At 70.3% G+C, this 16,994-nt stretch carries 15 protein-coding genes; 2 read left to right on the forward strand and 13 right to left on the reverse strand.

Features of this window, described 5'->3' with window-relative positions; translation table 11 throughout:
• Positions 1-8: 8 nt before the first annotated feature.
• The 9 genes from dut to OEB96_RS28640 form a co-directional block, all read right to left on the reverse strand.
• A complete protein-coding gene (dut, locus tag OEB96_RS28600; RefSeq protein ID WP_266219940.1) occupies positions 9-485 on the reverse strand; it encodes a dUTP diphosphatase in 477 nt (158 codons plus the stop codon).
• Positions 486-559: 74 nt separating this feature from the next.
• Positions 560-2,665: a polyribonucleotide nucleotidyltransferase gene (gene pnp, locus OEB96_RS28605; RefSeq protein ID WP_266219941.1), complete on the reverse strand. Its 2,106-nt coding sequence runs from the start codon at positions 2,663-2,665 to the stop codon at positions 560-562.
• 324 nt (positions 2,666-2,989) lie between these two features.
• Positions 2,990-3,259 carry a 30S ribosomal protein S15 gene (gene rpsO, locus OEB96_RS28610; RefSeq protein ID WP_266220085.1) on the reverse strand — a complete coding sequence of 90 codons (270 nt, stop codon included), beginning with the start codon at positions 3,257-3,259 and terminating at the stop codon, positions 2,990-2,992.
• Positions 3,260-3,369: 110 nt separating this feature from the next.
• On the reverse strand, positions 3,370-4,437 hold the full coding sequence (gene truB / locus OEB96_RS28615; RefSeq protein ID WP_266219942.1) for a tRNA pseudouridine(55) synthase TruB: 1,068 nt from the start codon (positions 4,435-4,437) through the stop codon (positions 3,370-3,372).
• Complete coding sequence (gene rbfA, locus OEB96_RS28620) at positions 4,434-4,877, reverse strand: 30S ribosome-binding factor RbfA (protein WP_266219943.1); 444 nt, start codon at positions 4,875-4,877, stop codon at positions 4,434-4,436. Before rbfA ends, truB begins: the two co-directional genes overlap by 4 nt.
• Positions 4,878-4,963: 86 nt before the next feature.
• The gene (infB, locus tag OEB96_RS28625; RefSeq protein WP_266219944.1) at positions 4,964-7,921 is read right to left on the reverse strand and encodes a translation initiation factor IF-2; all 2,958 of its coding nucleotides are present in this window, start codon (positions 7,919-7,921) and stop codon (positions 4,964-4,966) included.
• Between the two features lie 3 nt (positions 7,922-7,924).
• On the reverse strand, positions 7,925-8,341 hold the full coding sequence (locus OEB96_RS28630) for a YlxR family protein (protein ID WP_266219945.1): 417 nt from the start codon (positions 8,339-8,341) through the stop codon (positions 7,925-7,927).
• Positions 8,338-9,732: a transcription termination factor NusA gene (nusA, locus tag OEB96_RS28635; protein WP_266219946.1), complete on the reverse strand. Its 1,395-nt coding sequence runs from the start codon at positions 9,730-9,732 to the stop codon at positions 8,338-8,340. Before nusA ends, OEB96_RS28630 begins: the two co-directional genes overlap by 4 nt.
• 66 nt (positions 9,733-9,798) lie before the next feature.
• Positions 9,799-10,425, reverse strand: coding sequence for a ribosome maturation factor RimP (locus OEB96_RS28640; protein ID WP_266219947.1), 627 nt, complete (start codon positions 10,423-10,425; stop codon positions 9,799-9,801).
• A 402-nt stretch (positions 10,426-10,827) separates the two neighbouring features.
• Here OEB96_RS28640 and OEB96_RS28645 point away from each other — a divergent pair, with 402 nt between their 5' ends.
• Positions 10,828-11,595, forward strand: a complete 768-nt coding sequence (locus OEB96_RS28645) for an RNA polymerase sigma factor (RefSeq protein ID WP_266219948.1) — start codon at positions 10,828-10,830, stop codon at positions 11,593-11,595.
• Here OEB96_RS28645 and OEB96_RS28650 read toward each other — a convergent pair.
• Positions 11,480-11,995, reverse strand: coding sequence for a hypothetical protein (locus OEB96_RS28650; protein WP_266219949.1), 516 nt, complete (start codon positions 11,993-11,995; stop codon positions 11,480-11,482). The two genes, OEB96_RS28645 and OEB96_RS28650, sit on opposite strands and share 116 nt — an antisense overlap.
• 30 nt (positions 11,996-12,025) lie before the next feature.
• On the opposite strand from OEB96_RS28650, the gene OEB96_RS28655 reads away from it, so the two are divergent.
• Positions 12,026-12,484, forward strand: coding sequence for a hypothetical protein (locus tag OEB96_RS28655; RefSeq protein WP_266219950.1), 459 nt, complete (start codon positions 12,026-12,028; stop codon positions 12,482-12,484).
• 6 nt (positions 12,485-12,490) lie between these two features.
• On the opposite strand, the gene OEB96_RS28660 is transcribed toward OEB96_RS28655, so the two are convergent.
• From OEB96_RS28660 to secF, 3 genes are all read right to left on the reverse strand, one after another.
• Complete coding sequence (locus OEB96_RS28660) at positions 12,491-13,408, reverse strand: hypothetical protein (protein WP_266219951.1); 918 nt, start codon at positions 13,406-13,408, stop codon at positions 12,491-12,493.
• Positions 13,409-13,521: 113 nt separating this feature from the next.
• The gene (gene recJ / locus OEB96_RS28665; RefSeq protein ID WP_266219952.1) at positions 13,522-15,327 is read right to left on the reverse strand and encodes a single-stranded-DNA-specific exonuclease RecJ; all 1,806 of its coding nucleotides are present in this window, start codon (positions 15,325-15,327) and stop codon (positions 13,522-13,524) included.
• 160 nt (positions 15,328-15,487) lie between these two features.
• Positions 15,488-16,972, reverse strand: a complete 1,485-nt coding sequence (gene secF, locus OEB96_RS28670) for a protein translocase subunit SecF (RefSeq protein WP_266219953.1) — start codon at positions 16,970-16,972, stop codon at positions 15,488-15,490.
• Positions 16,973-16,994 lie beyond the last annotated feature (22 nt).

Raw genomic sequence — 16,994 nt, forward strand, 5'->3', positions numbered from 1 at the left:
GCCCCCTGCTAAGAGTCGGGCGTGGGCGCGGGCGCGGGCCCAAAGCCGCCCGTGCTGCCGTAGCCTCCCGCGCCGCGCCCGGAGCTCGCGTCCGGGTCGACCGGTGGTGCTTCGACGGGCTCGGCCATGCACACCGGTGCGATCACGAGCTGAGCGATCCGATCACCATGGCGCACCACGAACGGGGCATCGCCGAGGTTGACCAGCAGCACCGACAGCTCACCCCGGTAGTCGGCATCGATGGTTCCGGGGGCATTGAGCACGGTGATCCCGTGACGCAGCGCCAGGCCCGATCGCGGTCGAACCTGTCCCTCGAAGCCGGACGGGAGCTGGAGCTGCACGCCGGTGGGCACCAAGGCCCGCCCACCGGGAGGGAGCGGCTGCTCCTGCTCCACGCACGCAAACAGGTCGAGCCCCGCTGCGTCCGCGCTCATGCGTCGGGGCAGCGAGGCTCGAGGGCTCAGCCGGGCGAACGAGACCCGCATCGAGGACCTGCCCCGCCTAGCTCCCCTCCGGGGGGCACCTGGGTTGCCAGAGGTCGCGGGGGAGCATGGCTGGGCTAGGCCCGCATGTTCTGGACCTCGGACGGATCGACGCCAAAGGCGGCCTTGCGGCTGAGGCGGATGCGACCGGTCTGATCGATGTTGAGCACCTTGACCACGACCTCGTCGCCCTCGTTGAGCACGTCGGAGACCTGGTTGACGCGGTGGTTCTCGAGCTCGGAGATGTGCACGAGACCGTCGGTGCCCGGCAGGATCTCCACGAATGCGCCGAAGTCGGCCACGCGGGTGACCATGCCCTGGTAGTAGGCGCCGATCTCGGCCTCGGCCGTGAGCCCCTCGATGAGCCGGCGCGCCTTGGCGATCGACTCCATCGAGGACGACGAGATCGAGACGCGGCCGCTGTCGTCGACGTTGATCTGCGCGCCCGACTGCTCGGTGATGGCGCGGATCATCTTGCCGCCGGGGCCGATGATGTCGCGGATCCGGTCGACCTTGATCTGCATGGTCACGATGCGCGGGGCGTACTGCGAGATGTCCTCGCGCGGACGGTCGAGCACCTCGAGCATGGCGCTCAGGATGTGCAGGCGAGCGTCGCGGGCCTGGGCCAGCGCGTCCTCGAGGATCTGGCGGGTGAGGCCCTCGACCTTGATGTCCATCTGCAGGGCGGTGATGCCGTCGCGGGTGCCACAGACCTTGAAGTCCATGTCGCCCATGTGATCCTCGTCACCGAGGATGTCGGTGAGCACCGCGATCTTGTCGCCCATCTGCATCAGGCCCATCGCCACGCCGGCCACGGGGGCCTTGATGGGCACGCCCGCGTCCATCATGGCCAGGCAGCCGCCGCACACGGAGGCCATCGAGGACGAGCCGTTGGACTCGGTGACGTCGGAGACGATCCGCACCACGTAGGGGAACTGCTCGCCCTCGGGGAGCACGGCCTTGAGCGCGCGCTCGGCCAGCGCGCCGTGGCCGATCTCGCGGCGCGAGGTGCCGCGCATGGGCCGGGCCTCACCCGTGCAGTAGGGCGGGAAGTTGTAGTGCAGCATGAAGGTGCGACGGACGTCGCCGCGGATCGTGTCGAGGCGCTGGGCGTCGTACTCGGTGCCGAGGGTGACGCTGACGATCGCCTGGGTCTCGCCGCGCTGGAACAGCGCCGAGCCATGGGGGCGCGGCAGCGGATGCGCCTCGATGTGCAGCGGTCGCACCGTGCGGGTGTCGCGGCCGTCGATGCGCACGCCGGACTCGATCACCTGGGTGCGCACGACCTCCTTCTCGAGCTTGTCGATGGCGCCCTTGATGTCGTCCTCCTGCTCGGGGTGAGCGGTCAGGAACTTCTCGACCGCCGCCTTGCGCAGGGCTCGGATGGCGTCGTGGCGCTCGTGCTTGCCGAGGATCTTGATGGCGTCGACCATGCCCGCGCGAGCGAAGTCCTTGACGCCCTTGATGAGCGCCTCGTCGACCGCCGGAGGGACGAACGGGCGCTTGTCCTTGCCCGCACGCTCGCGCAGGCGATCCTGCAGGGCGATGAGCGGAGCGGCGGCCTCCTTGGCGAACATCAGGGCGTCGATCATCTCGGCCTCGGTGGCCTCGGCGGCCCCGCCCTCCACCATCACGATGGCGTCGCGGGTCACGCCCACGGTGAGGCTGATGTCGGCGCTCTGCTGCTGGGTGAAGGTGGGGAACGCGACGAACTTGCCGTCGATGCGCGCGACTCGAATGCCGGCGATCGGCCCTTCCCACGGGATCTCGGAGATCGTGAGCGCGGCCGAGGCTCCCGTGATCGACAGGACGTCGGGCTCGTTCTCCTTGTCGTGCGACAGCACGTTGCTGATGATCTGCGTGTCGTTGCGGTAGCCCTTGGGGAACAGCGGGCGGATCGGACGATCGGTGACGCGACAGGTCAGGATCTCCTGCTCGCTGGGCCGGCCCTCGCGCTTGAAGTAGCCGCCGGGGATCTTGCCGGCGGCCGAGCCACTCTCCCGGTACTCGACCGTCAGAGGCAAGAACGGAAGGTCGCGGGGGTCGGCCGAGGACACGGCGGTGACGAGCACGATGGTGTCGCCGGCGCGCACGAGGACCGAGTTGGCCTGCTTGGCCACGCGTCCGGTCTCGATCGTGATCTCTACGTCCCCGACCTTGCAGGTCTCGATGATGGGGTTCATGGGGTGTCTCCTGATCTCTACGAAGGATCTCTATCAGTGGGCTCGATGGCAGCGCCGTGGCGAGCATGGGGCGACGGCGGGCGAGCCTTGGTTGTCAACGAAAGCGCTCCGCTTCGGGCATGCCCGGGCGGCCGCGGGATGCAGCCGTCTCCATGGAGCGCAAGGAAGGGCCAAACGGCCCCAGATCGTGGGGGGCGGCGGGGGGCCGCCGTCCGTGAGTCTCGAGGCGATGGCCATGCGACTCACCGCGCGTGCGCGTACCGACGGGCACGACGGGCGCACGACGAAAGAGGGCGCGACCCCGACCGGGGCGCGCCCTCTGCTTCACTTGCGAATGCCCAACGAGGCGATGACCGTGCGATAGCGGTCGAGGTCCTTCGCCTTGAGGTAGTCGAGGAGGCGACGGCGACGCCCGACGAGCTTGAGCAGCCCACGACGGGAGTGGAAGTCCTTCTTGTGGGTACGGAAGTGGTCCGTGAGGTACGTGATTCGCTCCGAGAGGAGCGCGATCTGGACCTCGGGCGAACCGGTGTCGGTCTCGCCCTTTTGGAACTTGCCGATGATGTCGGCCTTGCGATCGTTGGACAGCGGCATGGTCTTGCGGAAGGGGTTGGCGCCCGGGGCCGAAGCCCTCACGGTACGCGCAGCGTTGTTCTCGTTCGTCTGTTTCGAAGGCGGAGAATGGTGGAGTGGCAATGGGCCTGTCAAGGGCGAGGTGCGGGCGCCACGATGACGCGCTCGGGCTGGAGCCGGCCCTCGGCCGGGTCGTGGCGCACGAGCACCAGGCCGGGACCATTCATGGACGCGACCGCGAGACAGGCCCCGGTGGCGTCGCAGGAGCCCAGGCCCGAACCCAGACCCAGCCCCAGACCCGGATCGGCGAGTGACAGCGACTGCCCCGACGCCAGGCACGCCAGGGCGCGCCGTCCGCTGTCGTCATCGGCCACCCGCAGAACGGGCAGCGGAACGGCCATCGCGGGCGCCAACAGGTGCCCTCGCAGGTGGTCGGCCATGGCCTCCCGCGAGGCTCCGGCCGGGCCTTGCAGCGCCAGTTGCCAGCGCCCGGGTGATCCGTCGCCACGGCGCTGGGCGGTGACATCGGTGACGGCCAGCGGGTGGTCGAGGCCGAGGGCACCGCTGCGCGTGCGGTGCAGGGCACCGAGGTGCGCCGGGAGGCCCAGCCGCTCGCCCACCGCCTCGGCCAGCGAGCGCACGTAGGTGCCCTTGCTCACGAGCAACTCCGCCTCCACCTCCACCCGATCCCCGACCCGAGCCAGCCGACCGGGCACCACCTCGTGCACCACCATGGGGCGAGGCGGAAGCTCCACCTCCACCCCGGTGCGCGCGAGCTCGTGAGCCCGGCGGCCGTCGACGTGGATGGCCGAGTAGGCCGGTGGCGGCAGCCGATGCTCGCCTCGCAGCCAGGCGAGCACGGGCGGGACCCGGGCCTCGGTGTCGGACGGACACGGCATGGACGAGCGCACCTCGCCCTCGGCGTCGGCGGTGGTGGTCGCCGCCCCCAGCACGAAGCGCGCGCGATAGCCCTTGTCCTGGCCGGTGAGGATCGGGGCGAGCTTGGTCGCGGCCCCCACCCCCACCACCAAGAGGCCGGTGGCGCTGGGGTCGAGGGTTCCGCAGTGGCCGACGCGACGCACGCCCAGGACCCACCGCACCCAGGCCACCACGTCGTGCGAGGTGGGTCCGGCGGGCTTGTCGAGCAGGAGCACCCCGCACAGGGAGGGGTCGTCGGTGCGGCGGCGACGGCCGGTCATGACGTGGGCTCGGTGCTCGCGGCCTCGTGCTCGTCGTCGTCGTCGAGCTCCGCGGTTCCACGGTTCGTCGGGCCGTTCGTCGCGGCCTCCGCATGGATCTGCGCGAGCACGGCCTCGATCTTGCGGCCGTGCTCGATGCTGCGATCGACCACGAATCGCAGGGACGGCGTGCGCTTGAGCCGAATGCGACCGCCGAGCTTGGCACGAATGGCCGAGGCGCCCGCGTTGAGCCCTTCGATCACCCGCTGCACCGCGCTGCCCTGCTCGCCGAGCACGTCGACGTAGACCACGGCCGAGCCGAGATCGGGCGAGATCTTGGCCGCCGTGATCGAGATCGCCGCCGCGTTGCTCAGCCGCGGATCCCGGAGGTCGCCGCGCACGATGATCTCGGCCAGGGCGCGGCGCAGGGTCTCCTCGACCCTCGAGAGTCTCGTACTCATGACGTCACGCGCCGCTCGGCCGACCTACGCCCCCCGCTGGGGGGCAAGCTGGGTGCTCGCTCGTTCACTGCCGGTTGCGGGGCCATTTACAAGGTCGGCGGGATCGCCTCCACATCGTAGGCTCGAATGAGGTCGCCCTCGGCAATCGCCGGGAAGCCATCGACCACGATGCCGCACTCGAAGCCTTCCTTGACCTCGCGGACGTCCTCCTTGAAGACGCGCAGCGAGCCAATGGTGCCCTCGTACACCTCGTCCCCGTCGCGGATGACCCGCACGCGGCTGGTCCGTGCAATGGATCCACGAAGCACGCGACAGCCGGCCACCACCCCCAGGCGGGGAATGGGGAACAGCGCGCGCACCTCGGCCTCGCCCGTCTCGCGCTCGCGGTACTCGGGCTCGAGCAGGCCGATCATCAGCTCGGTGCACTTGTCGGTGGCCTCGTAGATCACCGAGAACGTATGGATCGACACGCCCTCCTGATCGGCGATGGGCGCCGCCTTGCCCGCGGTCTTGACGTTGAAGCCGAAGATCACGGCATCGCCCGCGCGCGCGTACTTGACGTCGTTCTCGTTGATCTGACCGACCTCGGCCTTGATGACCTCGACCTTGACCTTCTCGGTCGACAGCTCCTCGAGCGCGTCCTTGACGGCCTGGGCCGAGCCCTGCACGTCGGACTTGAGCACCACCTTGAGCACCGGCGTCTTGCGGCGCGCGAGCATCTCGAGCAGCGAGGGACCCGTACGCACGCTCTCCTTGCGCTTGCGCTGCTCGCGGCGGTGGGTGACCAGCGCCTTGGCGTCGCGATCGCTCTCGACCACGTCGACGCGATCACCGGCCGCGGGCACCCCGGAGAGGCCCAGCACCTCCACCGGGGTGGAGGGACCGGCTTCCTTGAGGCTGCGCCCGCGGTCGTCGAACAGGCCGCGCACCTTGCCCTGGTACTCGTTGGCGACGATGATGTCGCCCTTTTCGATCTTGCCCGACTGGATCAGCACCGTGGCCACGGTGCCGCGGCCCTTGTCGATGCGAGCCTCGAGCACGACGCCCTGACCGCGGCCATCGTCGGGTGCACGCAGCTCGAGGATCTCGGCCTGCAGGGCCAGGTTCTCGAGCAGCTCGTCGATGCCGGCGCCGGTCTTGGCGCTGACCTCGAGGACCGCCGTGTCACCGCCGAACTCCTCGCCGACGAGCCCCTGCTCCATCAGCGCCTGCTTGACGCGCCCGGGGTTGGCCTCGGGCTTGTCGATCTTGTTGACCGCCACCACGATGGGCACCTCGGCCTCGCGGGCGTGCTTGATCGCCTCGACCGTGGTCGGCATCACGCCGTCGTCGGCCGCCACCACCAGGACCACGAGGTCGGTGATCTGGGCCCCGCGCTCGCGCATGGCGGTGAACGCCTCGTGGCCGGGCGTGTCGAGGAACACCACCGGGCCGCGCGAGGTGTCGACCTTGTAGGCGCCGATGTGCTGCGTGATGCCGCCGGCCTCGCCCGCCGCCACCCGCGTCTCGCGGATCTTGTCGAGCAGCGAGGTCTTGCCGTGGTCGACGTGGCCCATGAAGGTGACCACGGGAGCCCGGGACACGCCCTCGGCCTCGTCGCCACGGCTGAGCATGTCGTCCTCCTGGAAGGCGACGTTCTCGACCGTGTAGCCGAACTCGGCCGCGACCAGCTCCGCCGTCTCGGCGTCGATGGCGTGGTTGATCATGATCCCGCGCATGCCCATGCTCCAGAGCTGGCGCAGGATCACGGAGGCCTTCTGGCCCATCTGGTGCGCGAGGTCGGACACCTGGATCGCCTCGTCGACCCGGATGCGCTTCTTCTCCTCGCTCATCTCCACGGTGGAGATGCGCGGAGGTCCGCCGGGCCCGCGGCTGCGGCTGCGGGTCATCTTGCGACGGCGGCCCGCGGCCTGAGCCTTCTCTTCACGCTGCTTGCGCTGGCTGGCGCGGCCCTTGCGATCCTCCTCGGTGGCATCGGTGATGATGACCTGCTGAGGACGCCGCTTGGTCTGCGCCAGGGGGATGAAGCCGAGGATCTTGGGCTCGGAGCGGATCGGCTTGGTGCCGACGATGATGCCGGCCTCGTTGCGCACCACCCGAGGACCATCCTCGACCCCTTCGGGGGGGCTGGCCGGAGCGTCGGCCGCCGCCACGGGAGTCGCCGCCGCGGGGGGGCGACGCTCGCTCGCGGCGGCCGGGGACGCCCCGGAGCGCGAGGGGGTGGCAGCCGGAGTCCGGGCCGTGGTGGGAGCGGGAGTCGGCGCGGACGCTCGAGACGGCGTGCGATGCTCGACGACGGGCTCGGGCCGCTTTTGCTGAATGCGCGAGGCCATGCCGCCGGGGAGTCGACGCGTCCCGGGCGGCAGTGCGATCCGCGAGCCGACCGGGGGAGACACGGCAGGTGGCGCCTCGGGGCTGGGCGGTGCACCCGGCGCAGCCGGAGTGGATGCAGGGGTCGCCTCGGCCGGAGGGGTCGATCGCGCGGTGGGCTCGGAGCGTGGGGCCGTAGGTGCCTCACGTCGAACCACGGGAGCCTCCGCATGCGGAGCGGGCGTGGACGTGCCGGAACGGACGATGGGGCGACTCGGAGACGGCCGCGGGGCCTCACCTTGGCGCGCCGGCCGGAACGCCGGACGTGCGGTGTCGGTGACCATGCCTCCCGAAGCCTTGTTGGCGACGGCCGCGGCTTGCTCGGCTGCCTCCTCACGCTCCGCTCGACGCCGACGGACCTCGGGGCCGCGACGACGAATGACCGACTTGGTCCGCTTGACTGGTCCTCCTCCGCCTCCCGAGCCGGCGTTGCCACCGGACCCCCCGCGAGCTCCGCCCGCACTGGCTCCACCCCCACCCCCACTGCTGCCGGCCGGAGCCGACGCCGAGGAGGAGGACGGCGAGAGGTTGTCGCGGACGCGCTGCGCTTCTTCGGGCGACAAGGTGCTCATCTGATTCTTGATCTCGATGCCGAGGCCTCGGATCACCTTGACCAGGGACTTGTTGTCCTGGTCCAGCTCGCGGGCGAGCTCGTATACGCGGATCTTCGCCATGGGTCAGGCAGACCTCCCCGGCGTCCCAAGACCCCCACGCAGCTCGACGAGCGCGTCGTAGCGGGGGTTTTGGCTGTTGTCGCCGGACCGTTGCATGTTCTGGATCTCGTGGTCGAGGGCGGCGGCCACCGAAGGCCACAGGGCCTCGAGGTCGGGGCCGAGCACCCGGGGGCGGGAGGGGGAGCAGCCCCGTTGTGCGAGGGGCTCGCTTCGGGTGGAGCCGAGGGAACGCTCGAGCGCGCGCCGCTTGAGCGCCCGCTCGAAGCACGAGCGACTGGGGCACAGGTACGCGCTGCGTCCTCGCGTGTGCCGGCCCACCGCGGGCACGACCACGCCATCGGATCGCCGCCGCAGGCGAACGAGCGCCCGCTGCGGTCGTCGCGTGCGACACGCGACGCAGATTCGTACCGGCTCGCTCAATCCACACCTCCGGGACCCTCGTAGGCCATCGCCTCCTCGGGCGAGGGGTACTTCACGTCGAGCTTGAGGTTGCCGCTGGCCACGTCGTTGGCCACGTCGATGATCTCCTCGGCCCGCTCGGCGCTACCGACGCCAGGGACCTCGGCCAGCTCGTCGGCGTCGGCGACCGCCAGATCGCGCAGGCCCCTCCAGCCGAGCTGGAAGATCACGACGGCGAGCTCGTGGCCGACCCCCGGGATCGCGGCCATCTCGGCCAGGCTGCGGGCCTCCATCTCGCGGATCTTGCTCTCGGAGTGGATGTCGATGCGCCACCCGGTCAGCCGCGAGGCGAGCCGCACGTTCTGGCCCTTCTTGCCGATGGCCAGCGAGAGCTTGTCGTCGGGCACCACCAGCTCCATGGTATGGCGCTCGGCGTCGATGAGGACGCGGCTGACCACGGCGGGCTGGATCGCGTTGCACACGAACCGGGCCGGGTCCTCGTTGAAGGGCACGATGTCGATCTTCTCGCCGCGCAGCTCCTGCACCACGGCCTGGACTCGGCTGCCGCGCATGCCCACGCACGCGCCCACCGGATCGACGTCGCGGTCGCGGCTGCTCACCGCGATCTTGCTGCGTGCGCCCGGCTCGCGCGCACAGGCCTCGATGCGGACGATGCCCTCGTAGATCTCGGGGACCTCGTGCTCGAACAGCTTCTCGACCAGCCCGCGGTGGGTCCGCGAGAGGATGATCTGTGGCCCGCGGGCGCTCTTGTCGACGTCCTTGACGAACGCCACGATGCGATCGCCGGGGCGCAGCGACTCGCGCGGCACCTGCTCGCGCACGGGGAGGATCGCCTCGGCCTTGCCGTTGTCGACCTCGACGATGATCGAGCCCCGCTCGAAGCGGCGCACGATGCCCGTCATCAGCTCGCCCTTCTTGTCCTTGTAGGCATCGTACATGTTCTCGCGCTCGGCCTCGCGAACGCGCTGGATGATGACCTGCTTGGCGGTCTGGGCGGCGATGCGGCCGAAGCCGGTGTTGTTGATCTGGAGCGCCGGGATCTCGGGGTAGTCCTTGGCCTGCTGCTCGGCGCGCTTGCGGTCGCCATCGAGATAGAAGATCTGGAACAGGAGCTCGTCGCCCTCCTCGGCCTCGAGGCCGGAGCGCTGGGCCTGCTCGACGCTGATCTCACGGTTCTCCGCGGTGACCTCGTTGACCACGTAGAGCACCTGGAACAAGTTGACGTGGCCGGTCTCGGGATCGAAGTTGGCCTCGATCTCGCGATCCTCGAACACCTTCTTGGCGGCGGCGAGCACCGCCTGCTCGACGGTGTCGGTGAGGACCTGACGCGAGATGTTCTTCTCGCGGCAGACCTGGTCGATGACCGTGCTGAGGTTGATGACTTCTTCCATCGTGAGCCTTCGTGGATCCGGGCAGGCGCGTGCGCTTGGGTGCTCGCTGCTCGCTGCGGTTGGGGATCAGCCTTCGTAGACGAGCCGAGCGCGCCGTACCCGATCGAGGGGGATCTGGTGCTCGTGCCCGCCGTCGGGGTCCCGCAGGGTGACGGTTCCCGAGCGATCGTCGTTGGGGCGTTGGGGATCGGGCGTGACCGCCTCGATGCGACCGTTGAAGTTGCGTTGGGAGTCGCCGGAGCCCAGCGGGGAGAACACCCGCAGCTTGCACAGCCGGCCCAGGTAGCGCGCGAAGTGACTGCGCCGCGAGAGCGGGCGCTCGAGGCCGGGCGAGGACACCTCGAGCACGTAGGGCGCCTCGAGCAGGCGCGCCAGCTCGCCGCTGTAGGGACCCGAGGCCGATGCGCCTGCCGGGTCGGCCGCATCGGCGACCTCGGAGGCGTCCAAAGCGTTGCCGAGGATGGGGCTGCACCGCGCACAGTCGTCGAGGTCGACACCGTCCGGGTGATCGATGAAGACTTGCAGCTTGCGGTGCCGACCCGACACGCTCCACTCCACGTGCACCAGCTCGAAGCCCAGCGTGTGAAGCACGGGCTCGAGCACGGCCTCGAGCATCAACCCACGCGCGCGCTCCACCGTGCCGGGAGGGCCGGCCGGAGAGTTGGTGCCGAGCTGGATCGAGGGTTCGGTCATGGGGGGCGTCGAGCACAAAAAAGAGCGGGACCCGAAGGTGCCCACTCCCGACGAAGCGTCGTGGTGTGAAGACGGACCAGCAGATAGCACAGCGAAAAATGGGCCGCAAGGGCCGCATCCCGCCCGTTCCTCCCCATTCGCGCGACATCCCAGTCACGCCGGCGGGCGGCGCCCGGCCCCGATCGGTGGCCCGCCGTGGGCATGGGGACGACCTGTCCGCGCTGGCCCCCAAACGGCCGAATCCTCGTCAAGCAGCGTCTACGCTCGATAATTCCGCCCCGGAACGTCATCGATGGCCCGTCGGGGGACCACCGTGGATCCGCTCCGAGCCGCTGGTACCCTCGCGGCACGCGTGGGCTCCGCCTCCGCGAGCCTCCCCTCCCCCTTGGATCGTCGGTCGCCGTGAGCCCCCGCAAGCGCCCCCCCGAGAACCGAGGGCTCCACGAGCTGATGGAGCGCTACGTCGACGGCGACCCCTCCGCGTTCTCCCGGCTGCACGAGCGGCTGCAGCCACGCCTGCGGGGGCTGCTGCTCACGATGGTCCGCGACGAGTCGACGGTGGAGGATCTGATCCAGCTGACCTTGCTCAAGGGCCACCTCGCCCGGGACCGGTTCGCGCTGCAGGGAGGGGATCCCGATGGGGCCGTCCGGGCCTGGTACTTCGCGATCGCACGCAACGTGGCCCTGGACCACCTTCGGCACGAGTATCGGTCCCAGCGGCGCCGCGCCGAGGACGAAGGCGACGTGGTCGAGGCGCTGCCCGACGCCGGTCCCGACCCCGAGCAGCTCGGCGAGCGAGTCGAGCACGAGGAGGAGATCGTGCGGCGCGTACGGGCGGCCCTCGCCGCGTTGCCCCCCGGGCAGCGCGAGGTGGTGGAGCTGCACAAGCTGCGCGGGATGAGCATGGCCGACATCGCCAGCCGCCTCGAGGTCCGCGAGGGGGCGGTCCGGGTCCGGGCCCATCGCGCCTACAAGACCCTGGCCCGGCTGCTGTCGCCGTCGGACCTGACGGTGGTGATGCTGCTGGTGGGGGGGACTCCGCACGCGCGCCCCGTCACCCCGCGCCCTGCCGCTGGGCCCTGGCCACCTCCCGTCGCCGTCGACGCCCCATCGCCGCCACCCTTCGCTCGAGCACTCGATGCAGGGCGGGAGCCCCCGTCCAGCGCGTAGGACACAGATCGTGCTCCGCGCCATCGAGTTCCTCGAGCACGAACACCTCTCGCTGCGGAGGAGCCCGCTGCTCCACGTGGAGGGCGGCGATCGCCTCGATGGGCACCGCCCGCCGCCGCGTGCCGTCGTGGAAGCGAACGCTGCGGCCCAGGATCACCACCGACCGCGGCAAGCGGGCGTCGAGCACCCGCTGCACCACTCCGAGCGCCACGATCGTCCCCAGCACCAGCGCTGCGCGAACCACCCATGTCCGCCCTCCGGCCAGCGCCACCCACGCCGAGGGGAGCTCCGCCAGCAGGATGGCCACCGCGAGCAGCACGAACGTGATTGCCACGACCAGCCGAGCCAGCACGCCCGTCCAGTCTTCGGGGCGAGCCACGTGGAAGAGACCCCCGAGCACGGGCGCAGCGTAGCAGCTATGCTCCGCTCCATGCGGCCCCCTGCGCTCGCCCTGGGATCGTGGTTGCTGCTCTCGACCGCGGGGTCTGGCTGCGCCAGCCAGGCCGAGTGCTCACAGGCCAGCTGCGAATCGGAAGCGGTGGTCACGTTCCCGGCCGACCTCTTCGACGGGGGCCTGTCGGGCCCCTTCGACCTGGTGATCGAGGGTGACGGCACGACTGCCATCGCGCGCTGCAACGATCCCAGCGCCCCCGAGACCGCCGACAATCCCGAGGGCCTCGCCTGCAACGGGCAGGGCTTCACCCTCGACGGTCACCCGCTCGCCAACGAGCGCGAGGTCGTGGTCACGATCATCCGGCTCGAGACCGACGAGGTCGTCAGCGAGTCCGTGCGCCTCGATGCGATCGAGGAGATCACGCCCAACGGCCCGGACTGCCCGCCGCTGTGCGTCGTGCGCAACGGCCAGCTTCGAACCGGGGTCGGCTCGTAGGGCTGGCTACTCGAAGTCGACCCGCAGCGAGTAGCCGCCCGCGCCGATCTGTCCTTGATCCACCACGAGGTAGTAGAGCCCCGCTTGCGGGATGTAGTAGCCGAGCTCGGTGATGCCTCCCGCCCCGGCCGAGTTGCACGAGAGCTCCGAGAGCGCCGCACAGTCGGTCCGCAGGCTGAGCACCGGCGCGAAGGCACCGGAGGTCTCCACCCGCGCGAACATGTTGCCGGGATAGGAGGCCTGCAGCGGGAACATGTTCTCGCGGCCCGGACCGCCACAAAAGCCATCGACGCGGCCCTGGCCCTCGGTGAAGTCGTTGTTCCACAGGAACGCCGAGCCGGGGATCTGCTCGATCACCTCGGGGTGCGGATCGCAGGTGTCGATGGTGGGCCAGCCGAAGTCCACGCTGAACGCGTAGCGGCCCTCTCCGCCGTCGGGCGTGTCGATCACCACCGCATAGGTGTTGCCGGCCCGCGCCAGGAAGTGGAACTGGTCGTCGGCGAAGCTGCGCGTGCAGACGCGGGTGATGCCCTGGCTGGCCTCGCAGCCGTTCTCCACCACCCGCAGGGTGGGCGTGAACTCGGGATCCGACTCGCCGGACAGGTAGGTCAGGATCACGTCCACGTCGTAATCGGGCACGAGCAGGTAGACGTCCTCGGGACCGCCGTCCGATCCACACCAGCCCTCGGAGAAGCTCGGACCCGAGAGTTCTCCTCTCATGATCGTGGGGGAGAAGGGCAAGCCGATGGGGTTGGTGCAGGTGCCCGCGCGATTGGGGTCGCCGTCGTCGTCATCGCTCGGCATCCCGTCGCTGTCGAGCACGAAGTCGGGCGCAAACGGATCGGATCGCAAGCCGCAGGCCACGGACGACAGCGCCAACGCGAGCGCCAAGGACGAGGCCACCGACGACGACGAACCGAGCATGACCACGGGTGTAGCATTGTGAGTTTCACCGCTCAAGCACTCGCTTACCCGTAGCGGCCGCGCCCACCAACCATGCCCCCCTCTGGGGGGCAGGCTGGGTGCTCGCTCGCAGACTAGCGGCCGCGGGGGGCATGAACACCCCAGAGGTGCTCGATGTGCATGCGTAGGCGGGACTGGCCGCGAAAGGTGTCGATCTGGGGCACGTAGATGCAGCCCACCCGGTCCCCGCGGGAGAGGCCCCGCAGGCTCGGGGCCTGGGCCTGGCCAAAGGCGATGGCCTCGCAGCGTGCAGCCCCTTGGCGCAAGGTCAGGGCCAGGTGCTTGTCCTTGAGCACGCGCACCGTCTCGACCACGGCGTCGTCACAGCCGAAGCTCGGCGGCTCGAAGCCCATCCCGTAGGGGGCCAGGGTGCGCATGGCTCCAATGAGCGAGGGATCGAGCGCCTCGAGCGGAAGCACGGCGTCGACCACCTCGGCCGACTCGCTCGCCCCCGCCCGTGCGGCCTGCTCCTCCCGTTGTCGAGCCACCGCATCGTCGAAGGCCTCGGTCAGGGCCTCGATGCGATCGACCCGCACCGTGGCTCCAGCCGCCTCGCGGTGGCCGCCAAAGCGCACGAGCAGCTCGCTGCACGCGGCCAGGGCCGCCCGCACGTCCACGGTGCCGAAGCTGCGCACCGAGCCGCGGGCCAGCCCGGCCTCGCGATCGATGGCCAGCACCAGCGCGGGACGGCGGTGGTGCTCGACCACCCCCGCGGCCGCGATGCCCACCACGCCGGGCAGCCACCCGTCGTGCGCGATCACGAGGGCGGCTCGCTCGCTGGCCCGGGGATCCGCGGCCAACAGCGTGAGCGCCTGCACCACCGTCTCCTGCTGGTGACGCTTGCGGCGGGCATTGAGGGTCTCGATCTGCTCGGCCAGCGGCATGGCCTCGGCCTCGGATCGCGCCCGCAGCAGCCGCAGCGAGGGCTCGGCCGCACCCAGTCGGCCGGGTGCGTTGATCCGTGGACCGAGCCGAAATCCCAGGTGCGTCTCGTCGATGGGACCACGCTCGACGCCCGCGGCCGACAGCAGCGCCCCGAGGCCCGGGCGCAGCGGGCCCTGGCTCATGTGCCGCAGCCCGTGGGTCACCAGCACGCGGTTCTCCTCGCGCAGCGGCATCATGTCGCACACGGTGGCCAGCGCCACCAGATCGAGCCACGCCCGGGGATCGGGCAGCGACGGATGACCGCGCTGGGCCAGCCGAGTGCGCAGCGCGGCGCAGAGATAGAAGGCCACTCCCGCCGAGCACATGCCCTTGAACGGGAACGCGCAGTCGGGCTGGTGCGGATTGATGAGCGCATCGGTGGGCGGCATGCGCTCGGGCACCTGGTGGTGATCGATGACCACGGTGTGCAGGCCCCGATCGCGCAGCCACTGCAGGGCCTCCTCGTCCGAGGTCCCGCAATCGCCGGTGAGCACCAGTCCCACCTTGGCCTCGGCGAACGCGGCGGCATCGGCCACGCCGAGCCCGTAGCCCCGGCTGCGATGGGCCACGCGTGCCACCACCTGCACCCCGAGCGCCTCGAGGAAGGTGGTGAGGATGGTGGTCGTGGTCACCCCATCGACGTCGTAGTCGCCGAACACCCCCACCCGCTGGCCACGGCGGCATGCGGCCTCGAGCAGCTCGAGCGCGGCGGGAAAACCCGCCATGGCATCGGGGCGGCGCAGATCCGCGAGCCGAGGATCGAGAACGCGCCGCTGCTGGGCCTCGTCGGTCACCCCGCGGGCCAGGAGCAGCCGTGCCGCCATGGGGGCGATGCGAAGGCGCTGCGCGACGTCGTGCACCTCGGCCGCCGAGCGCTCGCCTCCGCGCAGCTCCAGCCGAGGAGGATCGGGCCAGGGCTCGGACGGGCCCGGCAGCGCGGCAACGGCGGTGGACACCGCGGCATTGTCACCAATACCGCGCACGGGCGCCATGGCTCGGAGCGGCAACGCGCGTCACGAAAGGGGCCAGGATCGCCCCGGACGACGAAGGGATGGGAGATCACCTCCGAGCGTTCGGGTGCGATCCGTTCGGGTCCAGCTTGGCCGGAGCGGGCGACTACTCGTCGCCGTCACCACCCTCGGCACCGCCCTCGGGCCGACGCCGACGCCGACGCCGACTGGTCTTGCGCACACCCGCCAAGGCTTGCTCGGCGGCAGCCGCGACCTCCTCGCCATCGACCTCGACGGCCGGTCCATCGCCGTCGTCGTCGCCACCCGCCTCGTCCGCACGCGCGGCCTTGGCCTTGGTCTCGATCTCCTCCTTGCCCAGCAGGGTCCCGGTGCCCTCGCGCTGCTCCGCCCACTGCAGGTGGCCGCGGCCGGCGTAGAACCGCCGGTTGACCCACAAGAACACGGGCGTCGCGATGTAGAGCGACGAGTAGGTCCCGACCAGGAGGCCCACGATGAGCGCGAACGAGAAGTCCTTGATGGGACCCGAGCCCAGCACGTAGGTGGCCGCCACCACCATCAAGGTGGTGACCGAGGTGAGCAGCGTGCGGCTGAGCGTGTCGTTGAGCGCCGCGTTGGTTGTGATCTCGATCGGCTCGTCACGGTGCAGCGCCACGCGCTCGCGCACGCGGTCGAACACCACGATGGTGTCGTTGATGCTGTAGCCGATGACGGTGAGGATGGCGGCGATGGTCTGGAGGTTGAACTCCTTGCCCGTCAGGGCGAACGCCCCCACCACCAGGAACGCGTCGTGACACAGCGCGACGATGCCCCCCGGCGCAAAGCGCAGGTCGAAGCGCAGCATCACGTAGAGGAAGATGAAGCCGATCGCGAACAGCATCGACTTGATGCCGTCGGTCTGCAGCTGGTCGCCGACCTTGCTGCCCACCGACTCGGCGCCCACGATGTCCACGATGGAGCCCGCGCCGAGCTTGGTCTCGAGGTCGTCGCGGACCTTGGCCCCGATGCCCACGAGCGCCACCTCGACGGGGAACGCCTCGCGCGGCTCGGCGCCATCCCCTGCGGATGGAATCTGCATGCCCACGCCCGCGCCCTTGTCGGCCGCCCCCTGGCAGCCGGCGGCACCGAGCAGGCGCCCGACCTCGCGGTAGTTGGGCTCGATGTCGAACTGCAAGAACAGCTTGGAGCCGCCCTCGGGGTGGGTGAAGTCGAGCAGGGTGGCGTCGCCCACCGACTCGACCGCGGCCTCGCAGGTCTGCAGGGTCGCGTCGTCGATGCTGATCGTCTCCTTGATGCGAACGAGCACCTCGTTGGCGCGATCGGGGACCTCGACCGCCGAGCTGCCCTCGTAGCCGAGCTCGTCGAGGGCACCGCGCACCCGCTCGATGTCGACGGGCTGGTCCTCGGCGAACGCGAGCTGGATCTGCGAGCCGCCCGCGAAGTCGATGCCCATGTTGAGCGGCGAGCCCGAGGTGACCTGGTTGTAGACCAGCGACGCCAGCGATAGGACGATGAGAACGATCGACAACCCGATGAAGCGCCAGCGGTTCTCGACGAACTTGAAGTTGGTGCCGGGGGGCACCAGCTCGAAGAACTTGTGGACCTTCTTGTCCTTCGTGTCTTCCTTGGCCATGACCGTGCGTGCTCCTTCCCAA

It is taken from the genome of Paraliomyxa miuraensis (genome assembly GCF_026337845.1).
Lineage (GTDB): Bacteria > Myxococcota_A > Polyangia > Nannocystales > Nannocystaceae > Paraliomyxa > Paraliomyxa miuraensis.